Here is a 20,022-nt window from a genome sequence, read left to right on the forward strand (position 1 = left end):
ACTCAGTCCTTTGCGGTCGAAACCTCGGCCAGCGCGACGCTGTCGGCGGTCTGGCGGATCGGGACGATGCCACGCGCCAGCGCCAGCAGGTATTTGCTGTATTCGGTCAGAAGCACGCGCAGCGCTTCGGGTTTGGTCAGCCAGTCGCCATTGTCGAGGTTGGTGTTGACCACCGGATAGGGCTCAAGCTTGGCGCCGTGCAGCAGACGGCTCATCTCCAGCAGGCTGCGCGGCATGTGATAATTGTTGGTGACGAGGATGACGCTTCCATAGGCGTGGCTCTCCACCCATTTGGCGCTCTCCTGGGCATTGCCGATCGTGTCAAGCGCAGCGCGGTCGATGTCGACGCAGCAGGAAAACAGCGCCTTGTCACTGCCGGTCGCAGCCTGTAGCTGGCGGCGGCTGGCGGAGGGATGGACGCCGGAGATCAGCAACCTCTCGCCCTTGCCAGAGGCAAGCAGATCGAGTGCGGCGTCGAGGCGCGCCTGACCGCCGGTCAAGACGATGATCGCATCGGCCTTGGCCGGATTGGACGGGGTGGTCATGTGGCTGACCTTGCTGGCGAACCAGCCGAAGCCGCCGGCAAACAGCGCCACCAGCAGCAGCAGACAGAGGGAGGCGAGACGCAGCACCGTCCGCAAACGACCCGGGCCGGTGCGCACACGTGAACGCACACCCACCACTGGCATCTGTCCAGCCGTCCCGGTCGAGTTCCGCGCGTCCATCATCCTATGGTTAATCCTGAAATGCCGCTTTGATAAGGAAAAAAGCGCACATTGCGTTACGTCGGTTTTCGATCCGTGATCGCTCCGTTATTCCAGTCCCTGGCCCCCGGAACTGTATTCGCTCCTGCCCTCATGGTTCAGCCCCCATCCGGCTGGCGGACATCGATGTCGCTGAGATAGGCGACGACGGTGGCGTGCGAGGTCGCCGCCGTCAGCCCGCCGATCACCAGCACCATCAGGCCGACACCGAGATAGCCGGCCGATCCGATGGCGAAATTGCCGAACAAAGCGGTGGCCTGGTCGGCCTGCGGCGTTGCCATGTTGCGCGACGACCACCAGGAAAAGACGATGAAAACAAGGATCGCGGCGGCCCCGCCGGCGGCAGCGCCCTTCATGCCGGTGACCAGGAAATGCCAGCGGAATTCGCGCGCGATGAAGCGCGCCTCGGCGCCGACGAAATGCAGCACCTCGATGATATGGCCGTTGCCGGCCATGGCGCCGCGCGTCGCGAACACCACCGTCAGCACCGTCGCCGACAGCATCAGCACCAGCACGGCGATGCCGATGGTGACGGTGGTGCGGGCCATGGCGACCAGCCGGTCGACCCAGGTGCGGTGATCATCCAGCGATGCGCTTGGCAGTTTGGGCGTGATCGCCGCGCGGATGGCGGCAAAGTCGGGCGGGCTGGTCTCGTCGATGGTGACGATGATCAGGCGCGGCACCGGCAGTTCGTCGATGTTCAGCCCCGAGCCCAGCCATGGCTCCAGCAGGCGCGCCGTCGCATCGCGGTCGATGATCCTGGTCGCTTTCACGCCGGGGAACTCACTGGCGATCTGCGAAGCCTGGGCAAGGGCTGCCTCCATGTCGAGGCCGTCGACAGGCTTGATCTGGATCGTCGCCTCACGCGAGATCTGGTTTTCCCATACCGAGGCGGTATCGCGCACGAGTGTGACGGCGCCGAAGGTCAGGCAAGACAGAAAGGTCATGATGGCGATGACCAGCACCAGAGCGCGGCCGGCAATGTTCTGCGCCGGCACGATCGGCGCCATGCGGCGCTGGACGCGCTGCGGCGTAGCGGCCTGCTCCGCGGCCGCTTCATGCAGCTGTTCGGCCGATAGCTCAGTCATAGATATCCAGCCTTCCGCCGGCCAGGATCATGCGGCGCGCGTCGACCTGCTCCATCAGGCCGAGATCGTGGGTGGCGATCACCACTGCGGTGCCGAGACGGTTGAGCTCGATGAACAGCCTGAGCAAACGGCGCGCCAGCGGCGGGTCGACATTGCCGGTCGGCTCGTCGGCGAGCAGGATTTCGGGCTGTTCGATCAGCGCGCGGGCGATGGCGGCGCGCTGCTTTTCGCCGCCCGACAGGACCGGCGGCAGCACATGCATGCGCTCGCCGAGACCAACCCATTTCAAAAGTTCGGTGACGTCGGTGCGGTAACTCGCTTCCTCGCGCCCGCGCACGCGCAGCGGCAGGGCGACATTCTCATAGGTGGTCATGTGGTCGAGCAGGCGGAAATCCTGGAACACCACGCCGATGCGGCGCCTGAGATGCGGCAGTTCGGCGCGCGAGATGCGCGAGCGGTCCTTGCCGAAGATGGTGATCAGCCCGCGCGTCGGCTTCAGCGACATGAACAGAAGGCGCAGCAGCGTTGTCTTGCCGGCGCCGGAGGGCCCGCTCAGGAACTGGAAGGAGCTCTCCGGAATGTGCAAGGAGATGTCGCGGAGGATTTCCGGACCCATGCCATAGCGGAGGCCGACATTTTCGAAGCGGATCACGTGCGACGACCTGAAATGTGTGGCGGCGGCGTGCCAGCCCTTTCTGTCCAACGACCATCGGCCGCCATGGTTAACCGTCGGTTAATTTTCGCTGTTTTTGAATACGTCACAAGGGTTCCGGTGGGGAAGCGTTAACCATTTCCATTTACGCAAAAGAAACGAAGAGCGAACAGCGGGGCCATGATGGCTGAGCAACGAACCGCGCGCCCGGTTTCCGGCGAAATCATGACCGGGACAAGTGTCGCGCCGGAATTGCGTCCTATGGCGACCGATATCGTCGATGCCGATTATGAGGTGCTGTCACGCAGTGTCTCGAGGGCGGATGCCATCCAGCCGCCTGCGCGCAACGTGGCCACACCGTCGATCGAAGGCATGGAGATGCTGCGCAAGCCGGAAGCCGCAACCGTGCGGCCGCCGGCTTCGCGTGGCGGGCCGATCTTCTGGATCGCCGGCGTCGGTGCGGCGCTCGCCGCTTTCTGGGTCTCGGGCGGCCACGCTTTGGTGCGCCAGACGCCGTTCTTTGCGGTTGAGCAGCCGGCGGGCGCCGTACTCAGCATTGCCGGCGTCACCTCGCATGTCGACGCTTCCGGGTCCACCCCGGTGCTGTTCGTCGATGGCGAGGCCGTGAATGACGGTGTGAAGGCGGGACCATTGCCGCCGCTGGAAATCCGCGTCACCGGCAATGACAGCCGCATTACGCGCTATACGTTGGGGACATCCAGCCGTTCGCTGGCGCCTGGCGAAAGATTCGGCTTTTCCAGCTGTCTCGACGTGCCTAGAAACGGTGTAAAGGCCGTCTCGGTCACTTTCGCCGGTTAGGCGACGATCTCTCGGAAAGGTTATTGATGCCAGTTGTGCGCGGCAAGGACATCGAAGTCCTGTTTTCGGCGTCCGCGATCGCGCGGCGCAATCTGGAACTCGCCAAGGAGATCGCCGAGCGCGACTATCACGATCTGCTGGTGATTTCGGTGTTGAAGGGCTCCTTCATCTTTGCCGCGGATCTCATTCGCGCCATGCACGATGTCGGGCTGTCGCCGGAGGTCGAATTCATCTTCATTTCCAGCTATGGCGCCGGCACCACCAGCGGCGAGGTGAGGGTGCTGCGCGACATCGACAATGAAGTCGCCGGCCGCGACGTGCTGCTGATCGACGATATCCTCGAATCCGGCAAGACGCTCTCCTTCACCCGCAATCTGATGCTGTCGCGCGGCGCCAAAAGCTGCGCCATCGCGGTGCTGCTCGACAAGCGCATGCGTCGCCAGACCGAGCTCAACGCCGATTATGTCGGCTTCGACTGTCCCGATTATTTCGTTGTCGGTTACGGCATGGACGTCGCCCACGCTTTCCGGGAATTGCCGTTCGTCGGTGTCGTCAAAGGCGACGCCTGAGAAAAGGCCTTCGACGTTTCAAATTTTCAGAAAAAGTCAACTTTTGCCCGCCAAATTCCGGCCCATGGCAAAGCTTCTGATCGTCGAGGACGATGAGTCCGTCCGTACCCTCGCCGCCCGCGCGCTCGAACGCGCCGGGCATTCAATCGACATTGCCGCCGATGGCGCGCAGGGGCTGGCGATGATCAGCGCGGCGGGCGGCGGTTACGACCTCGTCGTCTCCGATATCCGCATGCCGGAGATGGACGGCATCGAGATGGCGATCGCGGCGGCCAGGCTTTTCCCGGCGATGAAGATCCTGCTGATGACCGGCTATGCCGACCAGCGCGAGCGCGCCGAGGAGTTGAACGGCATCATTATCGATGTCGTTCAAAAGCCTTTCACGCTGGCCGAAATCCGTTCCCGCGTCGAACAGGCACTGGCCTGCTTTGCCTGACGCTATTCAAGCCGCATCCTGGCTTGCAGCAAGGGCAGGCGCCACGCTCCTGCGCCGTTCGGTGTTGAGCGCCAGCAGGCCGGCGCCAATGATCAGCGCCGCACCGATGGCGGTGGTCGAGCGCGGCACCTCGCTGAAGAACAGAAAGCCCCACAGCGGCGACCAGATGATCCCCGTGTATTCGAAGGTGGCCACGCGGTTGGCCGGCGCCAGCCGGTAGGCCTGCGACAGAAGGATCATGCCGGCCGAGGCGACGAAGCCGCAGGCGGCCATCTTGAGGAAATCCGGTGTCGTCGGCCAAACCCATGGCCGCACCAGGAATTCGAGGCTTGGATGGACCGCGTGGGTTACGCCTGCAAGCCAGAATGTGCCGGCAACCGCGGCTGCGCCGACAAGATAGGCGCCGTTCTGGTAGAAGGCCATGACGGTTGAGGATTCGGTGTCGCCGATCTTGCGCGCCATCAGCTGCGAAAAGCCGTAGAGCAGCGCCGAACCCAGCGACAAGAAGGCCGCCCAGTCGAACAGGCCGGCGCCCGGGCGCAGCATCACGACCACGCCCAGCATGCCGATCAGCACCGTGGCGAGCGCCTGCCAGGACACGCGTTCGCCGAGATAGGGTCCGGCCATCGCCATGATGAACAGCGGCGCCATGAAGTAGAGCGCCACCGCGTCGGCGAGCGGCAAGGCGGCGATTGCCAGATAATAGACCGTATAGGAGCTGAACTGGATGAAGGCGCGGATCGTCAGCAGGCCAAACCGCTTCGAGGCGATGGCCCGCAGGCCGACATCGGCGTGGACGAGAGCGATCAGGATCGGCAAGGCGACGATCGAGCGGATCCACATCACCTCAGTGACTGGATAGCCGCCCGACACCGCCTTGACGAGCGGGTCCTGGAGCGAGAACACCAGCACGCCAAGGCACAGGCTGATGATGCCGAGAACGATCCGGTTGCGCATGTCGTTGCTGCCGGCCCCTAGAGCATGATGCCGAAAAGTGTGAAGCGGTTTTCGGACGACATCATGCTCTTCCATTTGATCTGAACTGCCCCCAGCCGCCCGGCTGCGGGGTAAAAAGAACCCGCCACCGTTTCGGGCAGCGGGTATGAGTGAGGACTCTTCGATTGGTCCGCAACCGATTTCGCGGCCGCATATCCAATGGGTAGGCTGACTATCGTCCGGCGTTTGACATGTTGCAAACGAATTGGAATGATACCAGCGATCAAATTTGCTTATGACGGATTCGATGCGACCAACCCTCGACAGCGATCTTCTGCGCACCTTCGTCGCCATTGCCGAAGCTGGCAATTTCACCCGGGCGGCGGAGCAGGCCGGCCGCACCCAATCAGCGGTGTCGATGCAGATGAAGAAGCTCGAGGAGCTGGTCGGCGACAGCCTGTTCGAACGCGGTTCGCGCGGCGTAGCCCTGACGCGCCGTGGCGGCGAACTGATCGTCAATGCCCGCCGCATCGTCTCGCTGCTCGACGAGACGGCGGCGTCGATGGCGGCGGCACCTCTCGGCGGGCCGGTGCGGATCGGCATTCCAGAGGAATATGGCCACGCCATCCTGTCGCGCGCGCTCGGCGCCTTCTCCAAGCGCCACACCAAGGTTGAGGTCACGGTGCGCTATGCGCATTCAGGCGCGCAGCTGGCGGCGCTGGCTGCCGGCGAGCTCGACCTCGCCGTGGTCTTCGAATGGCAGGATCCCGGCGGCGGCGAGGTGCTGATGCACGATCCGACGGTGTGGGTGACATCGAGCCTGCATCACATGCATGAGGAGCGGCCGGTGCCGATCGCGCTCTACAACCGGGCCGGCTGGTGCAAGGACTTCGCCATCAAATCGCTGGAACAGCGCGGGCTGGCCTACCGAGTCGCCTATACCAGCGACACCACCGGCGGCCTGAAGCTCGCCGTCACCTCTGGCCTGGCGATCGCGCCGATCTCGCACAGCAACATTCCCGATGGCTGTCGCGAGCTCACTGCCGCCGACGGGTTCGGCCACATCGACTCCTCGAATGTGGTGATGCATCGCAACCCGAACGCATCAGGCGAGGCGATCGACGGCATGCAGGAAGCGATCCGCGACGCATTCGTCAACAGGTCCGATTAGAACAGCTCCTTCCGGGAAACTGCCTAGCCTGCCGCATCCTCGTAGAAATGCAGGCGGTTGCCGAAGGGATCACCGACCGTCACTTCGCGGGTCTGCCACGGCGTTGTTTCGAGACCCGGCCGGGCGTAGCGGTATTTCTTGCCGATCAGTTCGCGGTGCAGCGCGGCGATATCCTCGACCTTGATGCGCATGGCCACGCCCGGCGCGCCGTCGCTGTGATGTTCGCTCAGATGCAGCACGCAGCCGTCGCGGATTACACCCATGTAGAGCGGCGCATTGTCGTCGAAGCGATGTTCGAACTCGACTTCGAAGCCGAGGAAGTCGAGGTAGAATTCGCGCGCCTTGGCGATGTCGAAGATGCGCAGGATGGGCGTTACGGCACCGAGTTTCGGCATGGCGCTGATACCATTCAGTTCGACGGATGTTGCCTTGGAGGCTACTTCAGCTCCAGCAACCGCTCGAGATAGCTACGCTCGATGTCGGGGCTGAGCGCGTTGCCGAGCCGCTTGCGGATCGCTTCGAGGATTTGCCGGGCGCGCTGCACGTCGATCTCGTCCGGCACCTTCACCGAATCGCCGAAATCGGGTCCGCGGCTGGCGCGTGGCCGGCCCAGCGGATCGCGGTCGGCGTCCTGCTGGCGGCCGCCTTCCTGGCTACCGCCCTGGTCGCCCTGCATCGCCTGCAGCTGCTTCATCATCTCCTTGGCGCCCTTGCGCAGCGCTTCCAGCGCGCGGCCCTGGTGGCCGACTGCCTGGTCGCCTTCACCTTCGCCAAGCGACTTTTCGGCATTGCCCATGGATTTGCCGGCCTCACCAAATCCTTCATTGGGCTGCATGCCCATGCCTTCCAGGCCCTTCTTCAGCTTGTCGAGCTCGCTTTGCAACTGGCCCTGGCCTTCCTGCAGCTGCTTCATCGCATCGGCGAATTCCTGCGGCGTCATCGACTTCGGCCGGGCAAGCGGATCGCGGTCGTCCCCGACGCCGGGTTTGTCCTGATCCTGTCCGCCGAGCTGCTGGTCGCCATCCTGTTGCTGCTGGTCTTGATCTCGCTGGCCTTGGCCGCGCTGCATCTGGTCCATGCGGTAGGTGTCGTTCATCATCTCCTGCTGGCGGCGCATGATCTCGCCCAGCTTGTCCATCTGCTGGCGCATCTCACTGTCCTGCTCGCCGCCTTGCTGCTGACGACCGGCCTGCAGGTTGTTCATCATGTTTTCCAGCTGCGACAGCAGCTCCTGCGCCTTGTCGCGGTCGCCTGATTTCGCCAGGTTCTCGATCTGGTCCATCATGCGGTCGATGTCGCTCTGGCGCAGCTCGCGGCCGTTCTGCTGCATCTGCGGCGCGTTCGGGTTCTGCTTGGCGCGCTCGGCGAACTCCTGCAGGAATTCGTTCATCGCCTCGCGCAGTTCCTTCATCGCCTTTTCGATCTCTTCGTCGCTGGCGCCACGCTTGATGGCATCCTGCAGCGCCTGCTGCGCCTGGCGCAGGCGCTTTTCCGCCGCGGAGAGATTGCCTTCCTCAATGCCGAGCGCGATTTCCCAGAGATAGGCAACCTCGCTGCGCAGTTGGTCGTCGCTGTCGGACATCTTCAGCCGGCTGCGGGCGCTCATGATGGCGAGGTAATGCGACATGTTGTCGAACGTGTCTTCGGGCCGAAGCGTGATGGCGTCCATCAGGTCGAGCACGCGCGGCTTGGCGTTGGCATCGAGCGCCAGCAGGCGGCGCTGCTCGATCACCGCCCGCGCCAGCGGATTGGCGAAGGGCCGCTCGGGCATCACAATCGTCTTGGTTTCGCTGGTCGCGGTGTGCCCGGCATCGTCGGTGGCGACAAGCGACAGCTTGATGCTGGCGCCGGCCCAGACATGTTCGGTGAGGTCCTTGGTGGTCTTGGCGGCGTTCGCCTTGCCGCCGCGGCGCGGTAGCGCCAATGGCATTTCAGGCGGTCCGTAGAGCGGATGCGCACCGGGCGCCGCCGGATCGGCCAGCGCGAAAACCGCCTTGGCGGTGGCCGCGCCATAGTCGTCGTCGATCTGGTAATTGAGCTCGAAGGCGCCGTTGACGGCGCGCTTGGGCTCGCCGACGAAGCGGATCGTCGGCGGCTTGTCGGGGATCACCGCGAAAGCCCATTGGCCGAGATCGGCTTCGCCCGATTTCAGCGTCAGCGTGCCGTCAGCCGTCAGCTTGCCGGTGAACTGGCGCAGCTTGGGTGTTGCCGGGTTGACCGCCGCTGCCTTGATCGCTGCCGCCTGCGGTCCGGTCGGGTCGATGGCGCGGGCATTGCCGCTCTTGTCGGCGAAGCTGAGCGTTTCCTCGCCGGAGCCACCGGTGACGCGCAGAGAGACGTCGCTGCCTTGCGGCACGGTAAAGGTGGCGGCTGCCTGCTTGGCATTGTTGTCGATGACTGGGGTGGTCAGGAAGATGGGCGGCTTGCCGGTATAGGCCGGCGGGGTCACCCAGGCATCGATGCGCGGCGGAACGATGTCGCGCGCCGCATGGGCGCGGAAACCATCGGAGAGCCTGCCGCCGGACGGTCCGAAGGAAAAGGCGAAAGCGGTGACCAGAAGCAGCGCCGCCACGGCGCGCAGCCCCCACGGGTCGCGTTCCGGCACGCGGGCACGCGGCAGATCAGCGCCAAGATCGCCGAGCTTGTCGGCCATGCGCTTTTGGTGCTCGCGCCACAGCGCCTGGGAAAAGATGCTTTCCTTGCCGCTCGGACGGTCGGTCTGCACCAGCACCGGGCTGTGCTGCAACTGGTTGGCCGCCTCGATGCGGCGGTCGACCTCGGCGGCGGAGGGAAGCTTGAAGAAACGCAGCGGATAGAGCGCTGCAAGCGCGGCAATGCCGAACGCCACGACCAGGACAATGCGCGCAACGTCAGGCAGGCGTGGGAAAAGGCCGAGCCAGGAGAGGCTGAGGAACAGGCTGGCGACGATGAGCAGCGGCAGAAGCAGCGGCCAGCCGCGCTCGACCGTCATCGAGACCCGTGTCGCCAACCGGCTTAGAGCAAGCCGTCCGGCCAGGCTGCGATCGCCGCTGGAAATGGGGCTTTCCGTCATCGGCCCTTCCTGCCCGGGCAGGATAGCCCGGACTCAACAAGCAGAAGTTTACCAGCAAACACGGCAAAGGCGAGGCGGTTCCGGAAAACTTGAAGAGCTTTGGCGGGTTTCCACCCGCAATTCAGTCAAAGCAAGACTCAGAATTTCGCCGGATCGGTGTTCGAGCCGCAGACCAGGACCGCGATCCGCTCGCCCGGCGCCGGCGTATAGCGGCCGGACAACAGCGCTGCGAAGGCCGCGGCGCCGCCCGGCTCGGCGATGATCCGCACCCGCTCCCACAGTGCCTTCTGCGCGGCGATGATGGCATCGTCGGTGACCAGGATGGAGCGCTCGACAAAGGCCTCGGCGATCGGGAACATCATTTCGCCGACGCGCTTGGGCGCCAGCGAATCGGCGGCGACGCCTTCGGCTGGCGCATCGACGGGGTGGCCGGCCTCGAAGGCGCGATGCAGCGTCGGCGCGCCCTCGGGTTCGATGGCGATGATCCTGATGCGGCCGGCGAACCAGGCGGCGATGCCGCCGATCAGGCCGCCGCCGCCGACGGCGACCAGCAGCGTGTCGATTTCAGGCAAGTCTTGCTCGATTTCGAGGCCGAGCGTGCCTTGGCCGACCAGTGTTTCTTCCTGGTTGAAGGCGTGGATCTGCAGCGCGCCGGTGTTTTCGGCAAAAGCCTCGCTGGCAGCCAGCGCCTCGGCATAGCGGGCGCCGCCGACGATCAGTTCGGCGCCGTAGCCGCGGATGCGCTGAAGCTTGGCCGGCGGGCTGACTTCAGGGACGAAGATCGTCGCCTTGTGGCCGAGCCGCATGGCGGCATAGGCGACAGCGGCGCCATGATTGCCGCCCGACGCCGCGACGACGCCGGCCGCGGGCACCGGCCGTTCCAGCAGATTGGTGAAGGCGCCGCGCGCCTTGAACGAGCCGGAATGCTGCAGGCATTCGAGCTTGAGGTCGACCGCCAGTGGCGGCCGGTCGAAATCGGCCATGTCGACGCGCAATACCGGCGTGTGTCTGACATAGGGGCGGATGCGCGGCTCCATCGCGGCAATGCGTTCGCGCGTGATGCTGTTGCCGTTGGTCATGACCATCTCCTTGGGATTGACAGCAATTAGTAACTTGGCAAAATGACTAAATGCAAGAGGTTGATGTCTTCAAGGCGATCGCCAACGAACGCAGACTGCAGATCCTCGACTGGCTGAAGGATCCGCGGGCGCACTTCCCGGCCCAGGCAGACGGCGATCTGGTCGAGGACGGCGTTTGCGCGCTGCTGATCGCAGAGAAGCTCGGCATTACGCAGGCGACGCTCTCCGAGCATATGCGCGTGCTTACCCAGGCCGGCCTGCTGCGCCCCAAGCGCATCAAGCAATGGACGTTCTACCGCCGCGACGAGGACAAGATCGCCGACACAAGGATGCTCATCCAGAACCGGCTGTAGCGCAGCCGGCGCGGCGGCTTCTATGCAAGCCAGTCGGGCACCGAATCCAGGCCGATCAGCTCGTCATAGGTCTGGCGCTGGCGCACGACATGAAAGCGGTCGCCGTCGACCAGAACCTCAGGCACCAGAAGCCTTGTGTTGTAGGTGCCGGATTGCACCGCGCCATAGGCGCCGGCCGTCGAGACGGCAATGAGGTCGCCAGACTTCAGCCGTGGCAGGTCACGATCGAGGCCGAGATAGTCGCCGGTCTCGCAGACCGGGCCGACGACATCGACCGCCATGCGCGGCGTGTCGGCGGTTGGCTGCACCACCGGCTTGATGTCGTGGAAGGCATCGTAGAGCGTCGGCCGGATCAGGTCGTTCATGGCGGCGTCGACGACGAGGAAATTCTTGGCGTCGCCTTCCTTCACGAAGATCACTTCCGAGACCAGTATGCCGGCATTGCCGACGATCAGCCGGCCCGGCTCGAACATCACCTTCACCCCAAGCTTTGTCAGATGCTTCCTGACGATCTCGGCATAGGCATCGGGCAGAGGCGGCGGGCTGTTGTCGGTGCGGTAGGGGATGCCGAGGCCGCCGCCGAGATCGACGTGCTCGACGGCGTGGCCATCGGCGCGCAGCGCGCCGACCAGTTCCGCCAGAAGCGCGAAGGCGTCGTCAAAGGGCTGCAACTCGGTGATCTGGCTGCCGATATGGGTGTCGATGCCGATGGGCTTGATGCCCGGCAAGCCCGCGGCACGGGCATAGACCTGGCGCGCCCTTTGCCACGGAATGCCGAACTTGTTCTCGGCCTTGCCGGTGGAGATCTTCCTGTGCGTCCTGGCGTCGACATCCGGATTGATGCGCAGCGAGACCGGCGCCACCTTGCCGAGTGCCGTGGCGCGGGCCGACAGCAATTCCAGCTCCGGCTCGGATTCGACGTTGAAGCAGAGAATGCCGGCCTCGAGTGCGAAATCCATTTCGCGCGCGGTCTTGCCGACACCGGAAAACACGATCTTGTTGGCCGGGATGCCGGCCGCGAGCGCGCGGCGCATTTCGCCTTCCGAGACGGTGTCGGCGCCGGCGCCCAGCCTTGCCAGCGTGCGCAGCACCGCCTGGTTGGAATTCGCCTTCAAGGCGTAGCAGACCAGCGTGTCGAGCCCGGCGAAGGCCCCGGCAAAGACACGGAAATGCCTGGTCAGCGTTGCCGTCGAATAACAATAGAACGGCGTGCCGACGCTTGCGGCGATGTCTGGTATCGCCACGTCCTCGGCATGGAGCACGCCGTCGCGGTAGTCGAAATGGTTCACGAGAGTGTTTCCGGAAGTTGGAGCAAGAGACCAGATAAACCAAGCCGGTCTCGTCGGCTCTAGAGCAGCGGGTCGAGGATGAACTTCTTGTCCACGACCGGTTTTTCCGGCTCCGGCGGCACGGGCTGCTTGGCGCGCTCGGCGTCCTTGCGGGCCTGGACGGCTGCTTCATAGGGCGTGTCAAGACCGGCCTTGCGGCCGCAGGCGGTCACGGCGACCATCGCCGTCAGCAGCGTCAGCGTCACCAAAATCCTGCGTGCGGTCATCGATCCATCCGTCCGAAACTTTTATGTGCTGCCGCTTTTAACCGAGTTTTCGGCGCATTGCACCCCGGCATCATGCCTTGGCGATGCGCTTTTTCCAGGTACGGATCTGCTTCCTGACTTCCGACGGCGCGGTGCCACCGAAGCTTGTGCGGCTCTTGACCGAATTCTGCACCGCAAGCACCGAGAAGATGTCCTGGGTGATGCCGGGGTTGATCGATTGCAGATCCTCCAGCGAAAGCTTCTCCAGGCTGACCTTCTTGTCTTCAGCCAGCGCCACCGCGCGGCCTGTGACATGATGCGCCTCGCGGAAGGGCAGGCCCAGCGTGCGCACCAGCCAGTCGGCAAGGTCGGTCGCGGTCGCGTGGCCTGAGCCAGCGGCTTTTTTCATGGCGGCGGTGTTCACCGTCATGTCGCGCACCATGCCGGTCATCGCGGCCAGCATCAGATCGAGCGTTTCAGCGGCGTCGAAGACGGATTCCTTGTCTTCCTGCATGTCCTTGCCATAGGTCAGCGGCATGCCCTTCATCACCGTCAGCAGGCCGACCAGATGGCCGGTGACGCGGCCGGTCTTGCCACGTACCAGTTCGGCGGCGTCCGGGTTCTTCTTCTGCGGCATGATCGAGGAGCCGGTGGAGAAGGAATCCGATAGCCTGATGAAGCCGAACTGCGGCGTCGACCAGATGATGATCTCTTCGGCGAGCCGAGACAGATGCGTAGCGCAGATCGCTGCCAGGGCTAAGAACTCCAGCGCGAAATCGCGGTCGGAAACGCTGTCCAGCGAATTGCGCATCGGTTCGCGGAAGCCGAGCGCTTTTGCGGTCTGGTGGCGGTCGATCGGGAAGCTGGTGCCGGCAAGGGCTGCCGCGCCCAAGGGGCTTTCATCCATCCGCTCGATGGCGTCGCGGACGCGCGACAGGTCGCGCGAAAACATCTCGACATAGGCCATGCAGTGATGGCCGAAGGTCACCGGCTGCGCTGCCTGCATATGGGTGAAGCCCGGCATGACGGTTGCGGCATGCTCCTCGGCCCGCTCGAGGAAGGCTGATATCAGACCCTTCAGCGCCTCGGCGACACGGAAACACTCGTCCTTGACCCAGAGTCTCAAGTCCACCGCGACCTGGTCGTTGCGCGAGCGGGCGGTGTGCAGGCGGCCGGCGGCCGAGCCGATCAGATCGGCGAGGCGTGCCTCGACATTCATGTGGATGTCTTCCAGACGGGTCGAGAATTCGAACGTGCCGGCCTCGATCTCTTTCAGGATCGTGTTCAGGCCGTGAGCGATTTTTTCTTGATCGGCCGCCGAAATAATGCCCGTTTCAGCCAACATCTCGCTATGGGCGATCGAACCTCTTATGTCCTGAGCATAGAGTTTGCGGTCGAACGAGATCGACGCGTTGATCGCTTCCATGATGGCGGCCGGACCCGAGGCAAAACGTCCGCCCCACATCTGGTTGCTGGCCTTCTTGTCGCTCATCGCTATAACCCGTGCTCCGGAGCAGTTTTAGAATAATGGCAGACGGCAATAGATACTTCCCGGCCCCGCGCCTGATCCTTGCCGCTTTGGTGGCGGGCGTGCTGGCGGGCGCGGTCGCGGTATATGTCAGCGAGAGCGGTTCTGGCAACAACGCAGCCTCCGGCGGCACGCCGGCGCAAGCTGCCACTGGCGGCAGCAAGGACGACGTCGCCTGTGCCGCCAAGAGCGACCGCGCCAAGAAGGTTGCATCTGCGGCCACGGGCCAGGTTGCGGCATTGTTGCCCGCCGATCCACCGCAATCGCTGAAAAGCCTGGCCTTCAACGGTCCCGACGGCAAGCCGATGACGATCGCCGACCATGCCGGCAAGACGGTGCTGCTCAATCTGTGGGCGACATGGTGCGCGCCTTGCCGTGCCGAAATGCCGGCGCTCGATGCGCTGCAGAAGGAAAAGGGCAGCGACGCCTTCGAGGTGATCGCGGTCAATGTCGACGCCGGCGACGATGTGAAGCCGAAGAAATTCCTTGGCGACATCGGCATCGAGAAGCTTGGTTTCTATCGGGATTCGACGCTGGCGCTGTTCAACGACGTCAAGACGCGCGGCCTGGCGCTCGGCCTTCCTGTCACCATGCTGATCGACGGCGAAGGCTGCCTGGTCGCCCATATGAATGGTCCGGCCGAATGGTCGGGACCGGATGCCAAGCGGCTCGTCGAGGCCGCGCTCGCGCCTTAGGCTGAGCGAAGCGCCGCCGCCGGTTCGAGCATCAGGATGCTGCCGCTGCGCGGTTTGATCGGGGCGTCGTCCCCAGCTGGTGCAGTGACGCCGGTCAGGTCGCTGAAGTGCTCGATCGGGCTCGGCCGGCCAAGATAATAGCCCTGGCCAATCTCGCAGGCCTCGGCGTCAAGGAATTTCAGTTCGCCCAGCGTCTCGACGCCCTCGGCCAGAACCGGAAGGCCAAGACCACGGCCAAGCCCCAGCACGGCGCGCACGATGGCCGCCACCTGGCCGTTGCTGTCGACCGATTTGATGAACGAGCCGTCGATTTTGATCTTGTCGAAGGGGAAGGCGCGAAGGTTGGACAGCGAGGAGTAGCCGGTGCCGAAATCGTCCATCGCCACACGCGCGCCCAGCGCCTTGACCTGCCGCAAGGTGGCGAGCGCGCGCGGCATATCCTTGACCAGCGCCGTTTCGGTGATCTCGAGTTCGAGCCTGCCGGGCGCTAGCCCGGAGGCAAGGAGGACCTCGTGGACCTTGCGGCTGAAATTCGGGTTGTGGAGCTGCACCGCCGAGACATTGACCGCGACGGTGAGAGGGCTCTTCCAGCGGGCAGCCTCGGCGCAGGCTGTCGCCAGCACCCATTCGCCGATCTGAATGATGACGCCGCTGTCTTCGGCCACCGGGATGAAGGTGGCCGGCGACACGTCACCGCGCTGCGGATGGCGCCAGCGGATCAGCGCCTCGAACCCGACCATCCGCCCGCTGCTGATCTCCTTTTGCGGCTGGTAGACGAGGCGAAACTCATTGCGCGCTATGGCCTGGCGCAGTTCGTGCTCCATCACGCGCCGGTCGCGCGCCTCGGCGCCCATCGAGGCCTCGAAATAACGGTAGGTGTCCTTGCCTTCGGCTTTGGCGCGATAGAGGGCGGTGTCGGCGTGGCTGACCAGGGCTGTGGGTTCATCGGCGTCGAGCGGATAAAGTGCAATGCCGATGCTGGCCGACACCAGGCCGCCGCCGACCGACTGCCGGTTTTCCTCGCGCATCGACGCCAGCACCGCCTCGGCGATGCGGCCGGCTGCCTGCGGATCAGAAAGGTTCGGGGCGATGATGGCGAACTCGTCGCCGCCGAGACGCGCCAGCATCTGCCCCTGGCGGAGCACGCCGGAGGCGCATAGCGCCACCTTCTGCAGCATGGCATCGCCGGCGCCGTGCCCGAACAGGTCGTTCACTTCCTTGAAGCGGTCGAGGTCGAGCAGCAACAGCGCAAGATGCCCGCCCTTGCCGCCGCGGTTCATTGCGGCAATTTCGGCCTCGAGCCGGCCGGAGAAACTGCGGCGGTTGGGGAGCCCGGTCAGCGGGTCGAAGTGGGCGAGGCGCAGGATCTCCTGCTCGGCCTTCTTGCGTTCGCGGATGTCGCGTACCGCGACGACGCTATGCCGCTTGCCGCAATAGTCGATGCTCCTGGCGATCAGTTCGACGGGGATGGAGGTGCCGTCATGGCTTCTCAACTCGGCTTCCTGTGCCTGTCCGCTGCAGTCGGACATGCTGGCCGCGGTGCGTTCGCCGAAGAGGTCGCCGAGCAGCATCGCGTTCAGCGCCTCCGGCGCCATGCCGGTGAGAGCGGCGATGCTGTCATTGGCGCTGACGATGCGGGTGCCGTCGCAGACGATCAGGCCCTCGACGGCGGCGTTGGCGAGGCCGTGCATACGCTCGGCCTCGAGCTTGTGACGACGGAAGCGCAGGTCGATCCACAGTGCCGCGGCTGAAAGCACCAGGATAACCAGGCTGACTGCAGCGGCGGCGAAGGCCTGCGATACCGGCTCGACCGTGAACTGCGATATCTCAATGGATGAGTCCGGGAAGATCGACACCGCGCCCATGGCAATGAAGTGCAGGGTGCAGATCGCCAGCGTCAACAGGACGGCGGCGCCGATGGTCGCCTGCATGGACGGGCGCCGCAGCACGACCACCAGCGCCAGTGCGGCGAGGGTGACGCCTGCCAGCAGCGAGACGGCGACCAGAAGCGTGTTCCAGACGATGCGTCCCTCGACCTCGAAAGCGGCCATACCGATATAATGCATGGCGGCGATGCCGGCACCGAGGATCGCGCCGCCGACCAGGGCGTAGTCGATGCCCCGGCGCAAGGTGGCAATCCACATGCCGGCGGCTGTCAGGGCGACGGAAGCGGCGAGCGAAAGCGCCGACAGTTCCGCATTGTACGCGTTGGGTATTCCCGGAGAAAAGGCAAGCATGGCGATGAAATGCGTCGCCCAGATACCGAAGCCGGTGGAAGTGGCTGATATCATCAGCCAGGTATAGCGGTTGCGCTCGCTTGAGCGGTCGACATGGCGAAGCAGATTGACCGCAGAGAAGGAAGAAATACCGCAAATAAGGGCTGCCAGTGCGACCAGTCTCAGATCGTGCTCGTGCACGATGCAATTATAGACCGTCAGCATCTCGCCCCACCTGCTCTCCCGCAGCAATCAAGCCATCGACTTGATTAGTGCGGGACGCTTGAAGAATCGGTTATGCGCGTCACAACTACAGCGGGTTTTTCAGGTTGTACCTTGCGGCGATCTTTTCTCATTCCAGGCGCACGGTCACGAGCAGCGCTTCGTGATCGGAGCTTGGGCGGCCATCCGGAAGCACCGCAGGCAGAACTGAAGGGGCGCTTGCCGCAAGGCCACGGGTAAAGAACCAGTCGATGCGGCCGACTGGTGCCGGATTGCCGGCCTCGCGCCGCTGTGTCGGCAAATCGAGATTGTTGGCGGCCTGCCAGCCATAACCGCGCCCGGCAAGGACGGCGAACAGTGGTTCGTGGCGTTCGATGTCATCGATCAGCCGGCCGGGCTCGGCCGCGATGCGCGCTCGCCATGCGACAGGATCGTCATTGCGTTCCTCATGGGTGGCGGTCAACGTGTTGAAGTCGCCGCCGATCAGCACCGGCGCCTCGGGATCGTATCTGTCGATGGCATCGAGGAGATGGCGGGTCTGGTCGGCCCTGCCGGCAGGATCGGTGCGGTTTTCGAGATGCACCGAGACGACCGTTACCCGACGGCCGCCGAGCTGCACTTGGCCGCCGATCGCCATGCGGCCGCCAATGCGCGGCTGGCCGCACTCAGGCCGAAACCAGCCGCCGGCCGCGTCGAGGCGCACCAGAAAGGGCCGCTGCAAGGGCACGGCGCTGGTTACGGCGTTGCCGTGAAAGCCCTCACTGTTGGCGACTTCGCCAGTTTTTGCGCGCTCAGCCTCGTTACCGCCGCCGAGCTCGACGAATTCGACGCCATAGGCATAGGCGTGGCCGAGCCGGTCAGCCAGCGTCCGCAATGGATGGCCATTGCCGGAGCGCGCCATGCCGTTGTCGACCTCGGACAAAAGCACCACGTCGGGAGACTGGGCGGCAAGCGTTGCGGCGATGGCATCGCCGTAGCGAAGCCGCTCAACGTTCCAGGCCACAACGGTCAGGGCCTCGCCGGCCTTATCGCGCGACGCCGTGCCGCCGATCTCGATCTGCCCGAGCGCGGGAATGGCGGCTGCATGACGCAGGTGGGTGGCGCTGTCGCGCGGGCCTTCGCGCATCGCCTGGCGGTCGGCGACGGGCACATGCGTTAATTGCTGGACCAGCATTCGTCTCTCCACTCAAGTCCGTCATCCGGCGCCGTCATCTGGCAGGATACATTAGCCGGATAATCATTCTTTCGGCAGGGTCTTTTCGCCGTTCCGAGGCGCCCTAGCTACCTAGAGCGCCGATGTGACGGTTTCATGCCGGCGTGGCCGTCGAGGAGGAGAGACTGGCTGTCCACAGGCCTGAAAGGGCACAACAGAACTGTCACATACCTTCTCTATGAGAGCGGCAAGGGACTTGCGCAAAGCCTGATGTCATCAGCCACTCAAGAGGGATAAAATCCATGTCGATCTTCAAGCAGGGCCTTGCGGCCCTTGCCGCCGGCGCCTTCAGCATCGCGCTGGCGCAGCCGGCTGCCGCGGAGCCGGTCAAATTCGATTTCTGGTTCGGCCTGTCGGGCGACCTCGCCCGCGTCGTCGATACGTTGTGCAAGAACTTCAACGCTTCGCAAGCCGACTATGAAGTCGTCTGCACCAGCCAGGGCAATTACGACGCCACGCTGCAGAACACCATCGCCGCCTTCCGCGCCGGCAAGCAGCCTGCCGTCGTGCAGGTCTATGACGTCGGCACCGCCACCATGATGCTGTCGGGCGCCTACAAGCCCGCCGACAAGCTGATGGAAGAAAACGGCTACAAGATCGACTACGCCGACTATTTCCCCGGCATCGCCCGCTACTATGCGACGTCGAAGGGCGAGATGCTCTCGTTCCCGTTCAATTCCTCGACCCCGCTGATGTACTGGAACAAGGACGCCTTCGCCAAGATCGGCAAGACAGAGGCACCGAAGACCTGGGAAGATGTCGCCACCGACCTCAAGGCCCTGAAGGACGCCGGCTATGAATGCCCGATGGCGATCAACATCTCAGCCAATGAAAGCTGGCAACTGATGGAGCAGTTCTCGGCTCTGCACAACCAGCCGATCGCCACCAAGAACAATGGCTATGACGGCCTCGACGCCCGTCTGGAAGTCAACAAGACCAAGTTCGTCCAGTATGTCACCGATCTGAAGAAGTGGTATGATGCCGGCCTGATCAAGATCAAGTCCAAGGACCTCGGCCAGGATATGGTGCAGTCCTTCGCGACCGGTACCTGCCAGGTCATCATGACCTCGGTCGGCGACCACGGTACCGTCGGCAAGACGCAGAAAGAAGGCATGAACTGGGATGTCGCCGAACTGCCGGTCTATGCCGGCACCGAGCGCAAGAACTCGCTGGTCGGCGGTGCCTCGCTGTGGGTGCTTTCCGGCAAGTCGGACGCCGAATACAAGGGAGCGGCCGCGTTCCTGAACTTCATCCACGACCCCAAGACGGCTTTGTTCTGGTCGACCAACACCGGCTACATCCCGGTGACCAAGTCGGGCTTCGAATACCTGAAGTCCCAGGGCTTCTATGACAAGGCGCCCTACAAGGGCCGTGAAGTCGCGATCGCCAGCCTGACCGCGTCGGAGCCGACCGAATTCACCCGTGGCATTCGCCTGGGCAACTTCACCCAGATCCGCGCCGAGTTCGGCACCCAGATGCAGGCGATCTTCGCCAACAAGGTCAGCGTCCAGGAAGGCCTCGACACGCTGGTCAAGAATGGCGACGCCATCCTTGAGCGCTTCCAGCAGACCTATCCGGGCAAGACCCTGCCCTAACCCCCGGATACCGGCATGGCCGCCCGCCAAGAATCGACGGGCGGCCATTTCGCATCTAGTCTCCACGCAGGAAAACGGGCCGGCGGTTCATCGGCCTGGG

19 protein-coding genes are annotated in these 20,022 nt (G+C 64.1%); 7 read left to right on the top strand and 12 right to left on the bottom strand.

The genetic code is table 11. From position 1 onward, the window contains the following. Positions 1–2: 2 nt before the first annotated feature. From AC04SG_RS15155 to ftsE, 3 genes are all read right to left on the bottom strand, one after another. Positions 3–728 carry a YdcF family protein gene (locus AC04SG_RS15155; RefSeq protein ID WP_488551703.1) on the bottom strand — a complete coding sequence of 242 codons (726 nt, stop codon included), beginning with the start codon at positions 726–728 and terminating at the stop codon, positions 3–5. A gap of 134 nt (positions 729–862) precedes the next feature. After that, complete coding sequence (locus AC04SG_RS15160; RefSeq protein WP_488551704.1) at positions 863–1,852, bottom strand: cell division protein FtsX; 990 nt, start codon at positions 1,850–1,852, stop codon at positions 863–865. After that, positions 1,845–2,504 carry a cell division ATP-binding protein FtsE gene (ftsE, locus tag AC04SG_RS15165; protein ID WP_023685344.1) on the bottom strand — a complete coding sequence of 220 codons (660 nt, stop codon included), beginning with the start codon at positions 2,502–2,504 and terminating at the stop codon, positions 1,845–1,847. Before ftsE ends, AC04SG_RS15160 begins: the two co-directional genes overlap by 8 nt. A gap of 180 nt (positions 2,505–2,684) precedes the next feature. Here ftsE and AC04SG_RS15170 point away from each other — a divergent pair, with 180 nt between their 5' ends. The 3 genes from AC04SG_RS15170 to AC04SG_RS15180 all read left to right on the top strand — a co-directional run bounded on the left by AC04SG_RS15170 (position 2,685) and on the right by AC04SG_RS15180 (position 4,328). Beyond that, positions 2,685–3,323 carry a hypothetical protein gene (locus tag AC04SG_RS15170; protein ID WP_488551705.1) on the top strand — a complete coding sequence of 213 codons (639 nt, stop codon included), beginning with the start codon at positions 2,685–2,687 and terminating at the stop codon, positions 3,321–3,323. A gap of 26 nt (positions 3,324–3,349) precedes the next feature. Next, positions 3,350–3,892, top strand: a complete 543-nt coding sequence (gene hpt, locus AC04SG_RS15175) for a hypoxanthine phosphoribosyltransferase (RefSeq protein WP_192258290.1) — start codon at positions 3,350–3,352, stop codon at positions 3,890–3,892. Between the two features lie 64 nt (positions 3,893–3,956). Then, positions 3,957–4,328 (top strand): response regulator, encoded by a 372-nt coding sequence (locus tag AC04SG_RS15180; protein WP_112562237.1) that lies wholly within the window; start codon positions 3,957–3,959, stop codon positions 4,326–4,328. A gap of 6 nt (positions 4,329–4,334) precedes the next feature. Here AC04SG_RS15180 and AC04SG_RS15185 read toward each other — a convergent pair whose 3' ends face one another. After that, a complete protein-coding gene (locus tag AC04SG_RS15185; RefSeq protein ID WP_488551706.1) occupies positions 4,335–5,285 on the bottom strand; it encodes a DMT family transporter in 951 nt (316 codons plus the stop codon). A 286-nt stretch (positions 5,286–5,571) separates the two neighbouring features. Between AC04SG_RS15185 and AC04SG_RS15190 the strand changes: the two genes are divergently transcribed. Then, a complete protein-coding gene (locus AC04SG_RS15190) occupies positions 5,572–6,435 on the top strand; it encodes a LysR substrate-binding domain-containing protein (protein WP_112562313.1) in 864 nt (287 codons plus the stop codon). A 23-nt stretch (positions 6,436–6,458) separates the two neighbouring features. Here AC04SG_RS15190 and AC04SG_RS15195 read toward each other — a convergent pair whose 3' ends face one another. The 3 genes from AC04SG_RS15195 to AC04SG_RS15205 all read right to left on the bottom strand — a co-directional run bounded on the left by AC04SG_RS15195 (position 6,459) and on the right by AC04SG_RS15205 (position 10,566). Continuing rightward, a complete protein-coding gene (locus tag AC04SG_RS15195; RefSeq protein ID WP_488551707.1) occupies positions 6,459–6,830 on the bottom strand; it encodes a glyoxalase superfamily protein in 372 nt (123 codons plus the stop codon). 41 nt (positions 6,831–6,871) lie between these two features. Beyond that, entirely contained in the window at positions 6,872–9,487 is a 2,616-nt protein-coding gene (locus AC04SG_RS15200) for a TIGR02302 family protein (RefSeq protein ID WP_488551708.1), read from the bottom strand. A gap of 137 nt (positions 9,488–9,624) precedes the next feature. Then, a complete protein-coding gene (locus AC04SG_RS15205) occupies positions 9,625–10,566 on the bottom strand; it encodes a threonine/serine dehydratase (protein WP_488551709.1) in 942 nt (313 codons plus the stop codon). A 50-nt stretch (positions 10,567–10,616) separates the two neighbouring features. Between AC04SG_RS15205 and AC04SG_RS15210 the strand changes: the two genes are divergently transcribed. Beyond that, a complete protein-coding gene (locus AC04SG_RS15210; RefSeq protein WP_112562241.1) occupies positions 10,617–10,919 on the top strand; it encodes an ArsR/SmtB family transcription factor in 303 nt (100 codons plus the stop codon). A 20-nt stretch (positions 10,920–10,939) separates the two neighbouring features. Here AC04SG_RS15210 and lysA read toward each other — a convergent pair whose 3' ends face one another. From lysA to argH, 3 genes are all read right to left on the bottom strand, one after another. After that, entirely contained in the window at positions 10,940–12,208 is a 1,269-nt protein-coding gene (gene lysA / locus AC04SG_RS15215; protein ID WP_488551710.1) for a diaminopimelate decarboxylase, read from the bottom strand. Positions 12,209–12,267: 59 nt separating this feature from the next. Next, entirely contained in the window at positions 12,268–12,474 is a 207-nt protein-coding gene (locus tag AC04SG_RS15220) for a hypothetical protein (RefSeq protein ID WP_112562243.1), read from the bottom strand. Between the two features lie 70 nt (positions 12,475–12,544). After that, complete coding sequence (argH, locus tag AC04SG_RS15225; RefSeq protein WP_488551711.1) at positions 12,545–13,945, bottom strand: argininosuccinate lyase; 1,401 nt, start codon at positions 13,943–13,945, stop codon at positions 12,545–12,547. A 35-nt stretch (positions 13,946–13,980) separates the two neighbouring features. Here argH and tlpA point away from each other — a divergent pair, with 35 nt between their 5' ends. After that, a complete protein-coding gene (gene tlpA, locus AC04SG_RS15230; RefSeq protein WP_488551712.1) occupies positions 13,981–14,676 on the top strand; it encodes a thiol:disulfide interchange protein TlpA in 696 nt (231 codons plus the stop codon). Here tlpA and AC04SG_RS15235 read toward each other — a convergent pair. Both AC04SG_RS15235 and AC04SG_RS15240 read right to left on the bottom strand, forming a co-directional pair. Further along, a complete protein-coding gene (locus AC04SG_RS15235) occupies positions 14,673–17,117 on the bottom strand; it encodes a bifunctional diguanylate cyclase/phosphodiesterase (RefSeq protein WP_488551713.1) in 2,445 nt (814 codons plus the stop codon). The two genes, tlpA and AC04SG_RS15235, sit on opposite strands and share 4 nt — an antisense overlap. Positions 17,118–17,244: 127 nt before the next feature. After that, positions 17,245–18,288 (bottom strand): endonuclease/exonuclease/phosphatase family protein, encoded by a 1,044-nt coding sequence (locus AC04SG_RS15240; protein WP_488551714.1) that lies wholly within the window; start codon positions 18,286–18,288, stop codon positions 17,245–17,247. A 281-nt stretch (positions 18,289–18,569) separates the two neighbouring features. On the opposite strand from AC04SG_RS15240, the gene AC04SG_RS15245 reads away from it, so the two are divergent. Then, entirely contained in the window at positions 18,570–19,922 is a 1,353-nt protein-coding gene (locus AC04SG_RS15245) for an extracellular solute-binding protein (protein ID WP_488551715.1), read from the top strand. The last annotated feature ends 100 nt before the right edge of the window (positions 19,923–20,022 follow it).

Source organism: Mesorhizobium sp. CNPSo 4684, assembly GCF_057784315.1.

Coding starts and splice junctions, on each gene's coding strand:
- AC04SG_RS15155 (WP_488551703.1), bottom strand. CDS start 728: ATGATGGACGCGCGGAACTCGACCGGGACGGCTGGACAGATGCCAGTG.
- AC04SG_RS15160 (WP_488551704.1), bottom strand. CDS start 1,852: ATGACTGAGCTATCGGCCGAACAGCTGCATGAAGCGGCCGCGGAGCAG.
- AC04SG_RS15170 (WP_488551705.1), top strand. CDS start 2,685: ATGATGGCTGAGCAACGAACCGCGCGCCCGGTTTCCGGCGAAATCATG.
- hpt (WP_192258290.1), top strand. CDS start 3,350: ATGCCAGTTGTGCGCGGCAAGGACATCGAAGTCCTGTTTTCGGCGTCC.
- AC04SG_RS15180 (WP_112562237.1), top strand. CDS start 3,957: ATGGCAAAGCTTCTGATCGTCGAGGACGATGAGTCCGTCCGTACCCTC.
- AC04SG_RS15185 (WP_488551706.1), bottom strand. CDS start 5,285: ATGCGCAACCGGATCGTTCTCGGCATCATCAGCCTGTGCCTTGGCGTG.
- AC04SG_RS15190 (WP_112562313.1), top strand. CDS start 5,572: ATGCGACCAACCCTCGACAGCGATCTTCTGCGCACCTTCGTCGCCATT.
- AC04SG_RS15195 (WP_488551707.1), bottom strand. CDS start 6,830: ATGCCGAAACTCGGTGCCGTAACGCCCATCCTGCGCATCTTCGACATC.
- AC04SG_RS15200 (WP_488551708.1), bottom strand. CDS start 9,487: ATGACGGAAAGCCCCATTTCCAGCGGCGATCGCAGCCTGGCCGGACGG.
- AC04SG_RS15205 (WP_488551709.1), bottom strand. CDS start 10,566: ATGACCAACGGCAACAGCATCACGCGCGAACGCATTGCCGCGATGGAG.
- AC04SG_RS15210 (WP_112562241.1), top strand. CDS start 10,617: ATGCAAGAGGTTGATGTCTTCAAGGCGATCGCCAACGAACGCAGACTG.
- AC04SG_RS15220 (WP_112562243.1), bottom strand. CDS start 12,474: ATGACCGCACGCAGGATTTTGGTGACGCTGACGCTGCTGACGGCGATG.
- argH (WP_488551711.1), bottom strand. CDS start 13,945: ATGAGCGACAAGAAGGCCAGCAACCAGATGTGGGGCGGACGTTTTGCC.
- tlpA (WP_488551712.1), top strand. CDS start 13,981: ATGGCAGACGGCAATAGATACTTCCCGGCCCCGCGCCTGATCCTTGCC.
- AC04SG_RS15235 (WP_488551713.1), bottom strand. CDS start 17,117: ATGCTGACGGTCTATAATTGCATCGTGCACGAGCACGATCTGAGACTG.
- AC04SG_RS15240 (WP_488551714.1), bottom strand. CDS start 18,288: ATGCTGGTCCAGCAATTAACGCATGTGCCCGTCGCCGACCGCCAGGCG.
- AC04SG_RS15245 (WP_488551715.1), top strand. CDS start 18,570: ATGTCGATCTTCAAGCAGGGCCTTGCGGCCCTTGCCGCCGGCGCCTTC.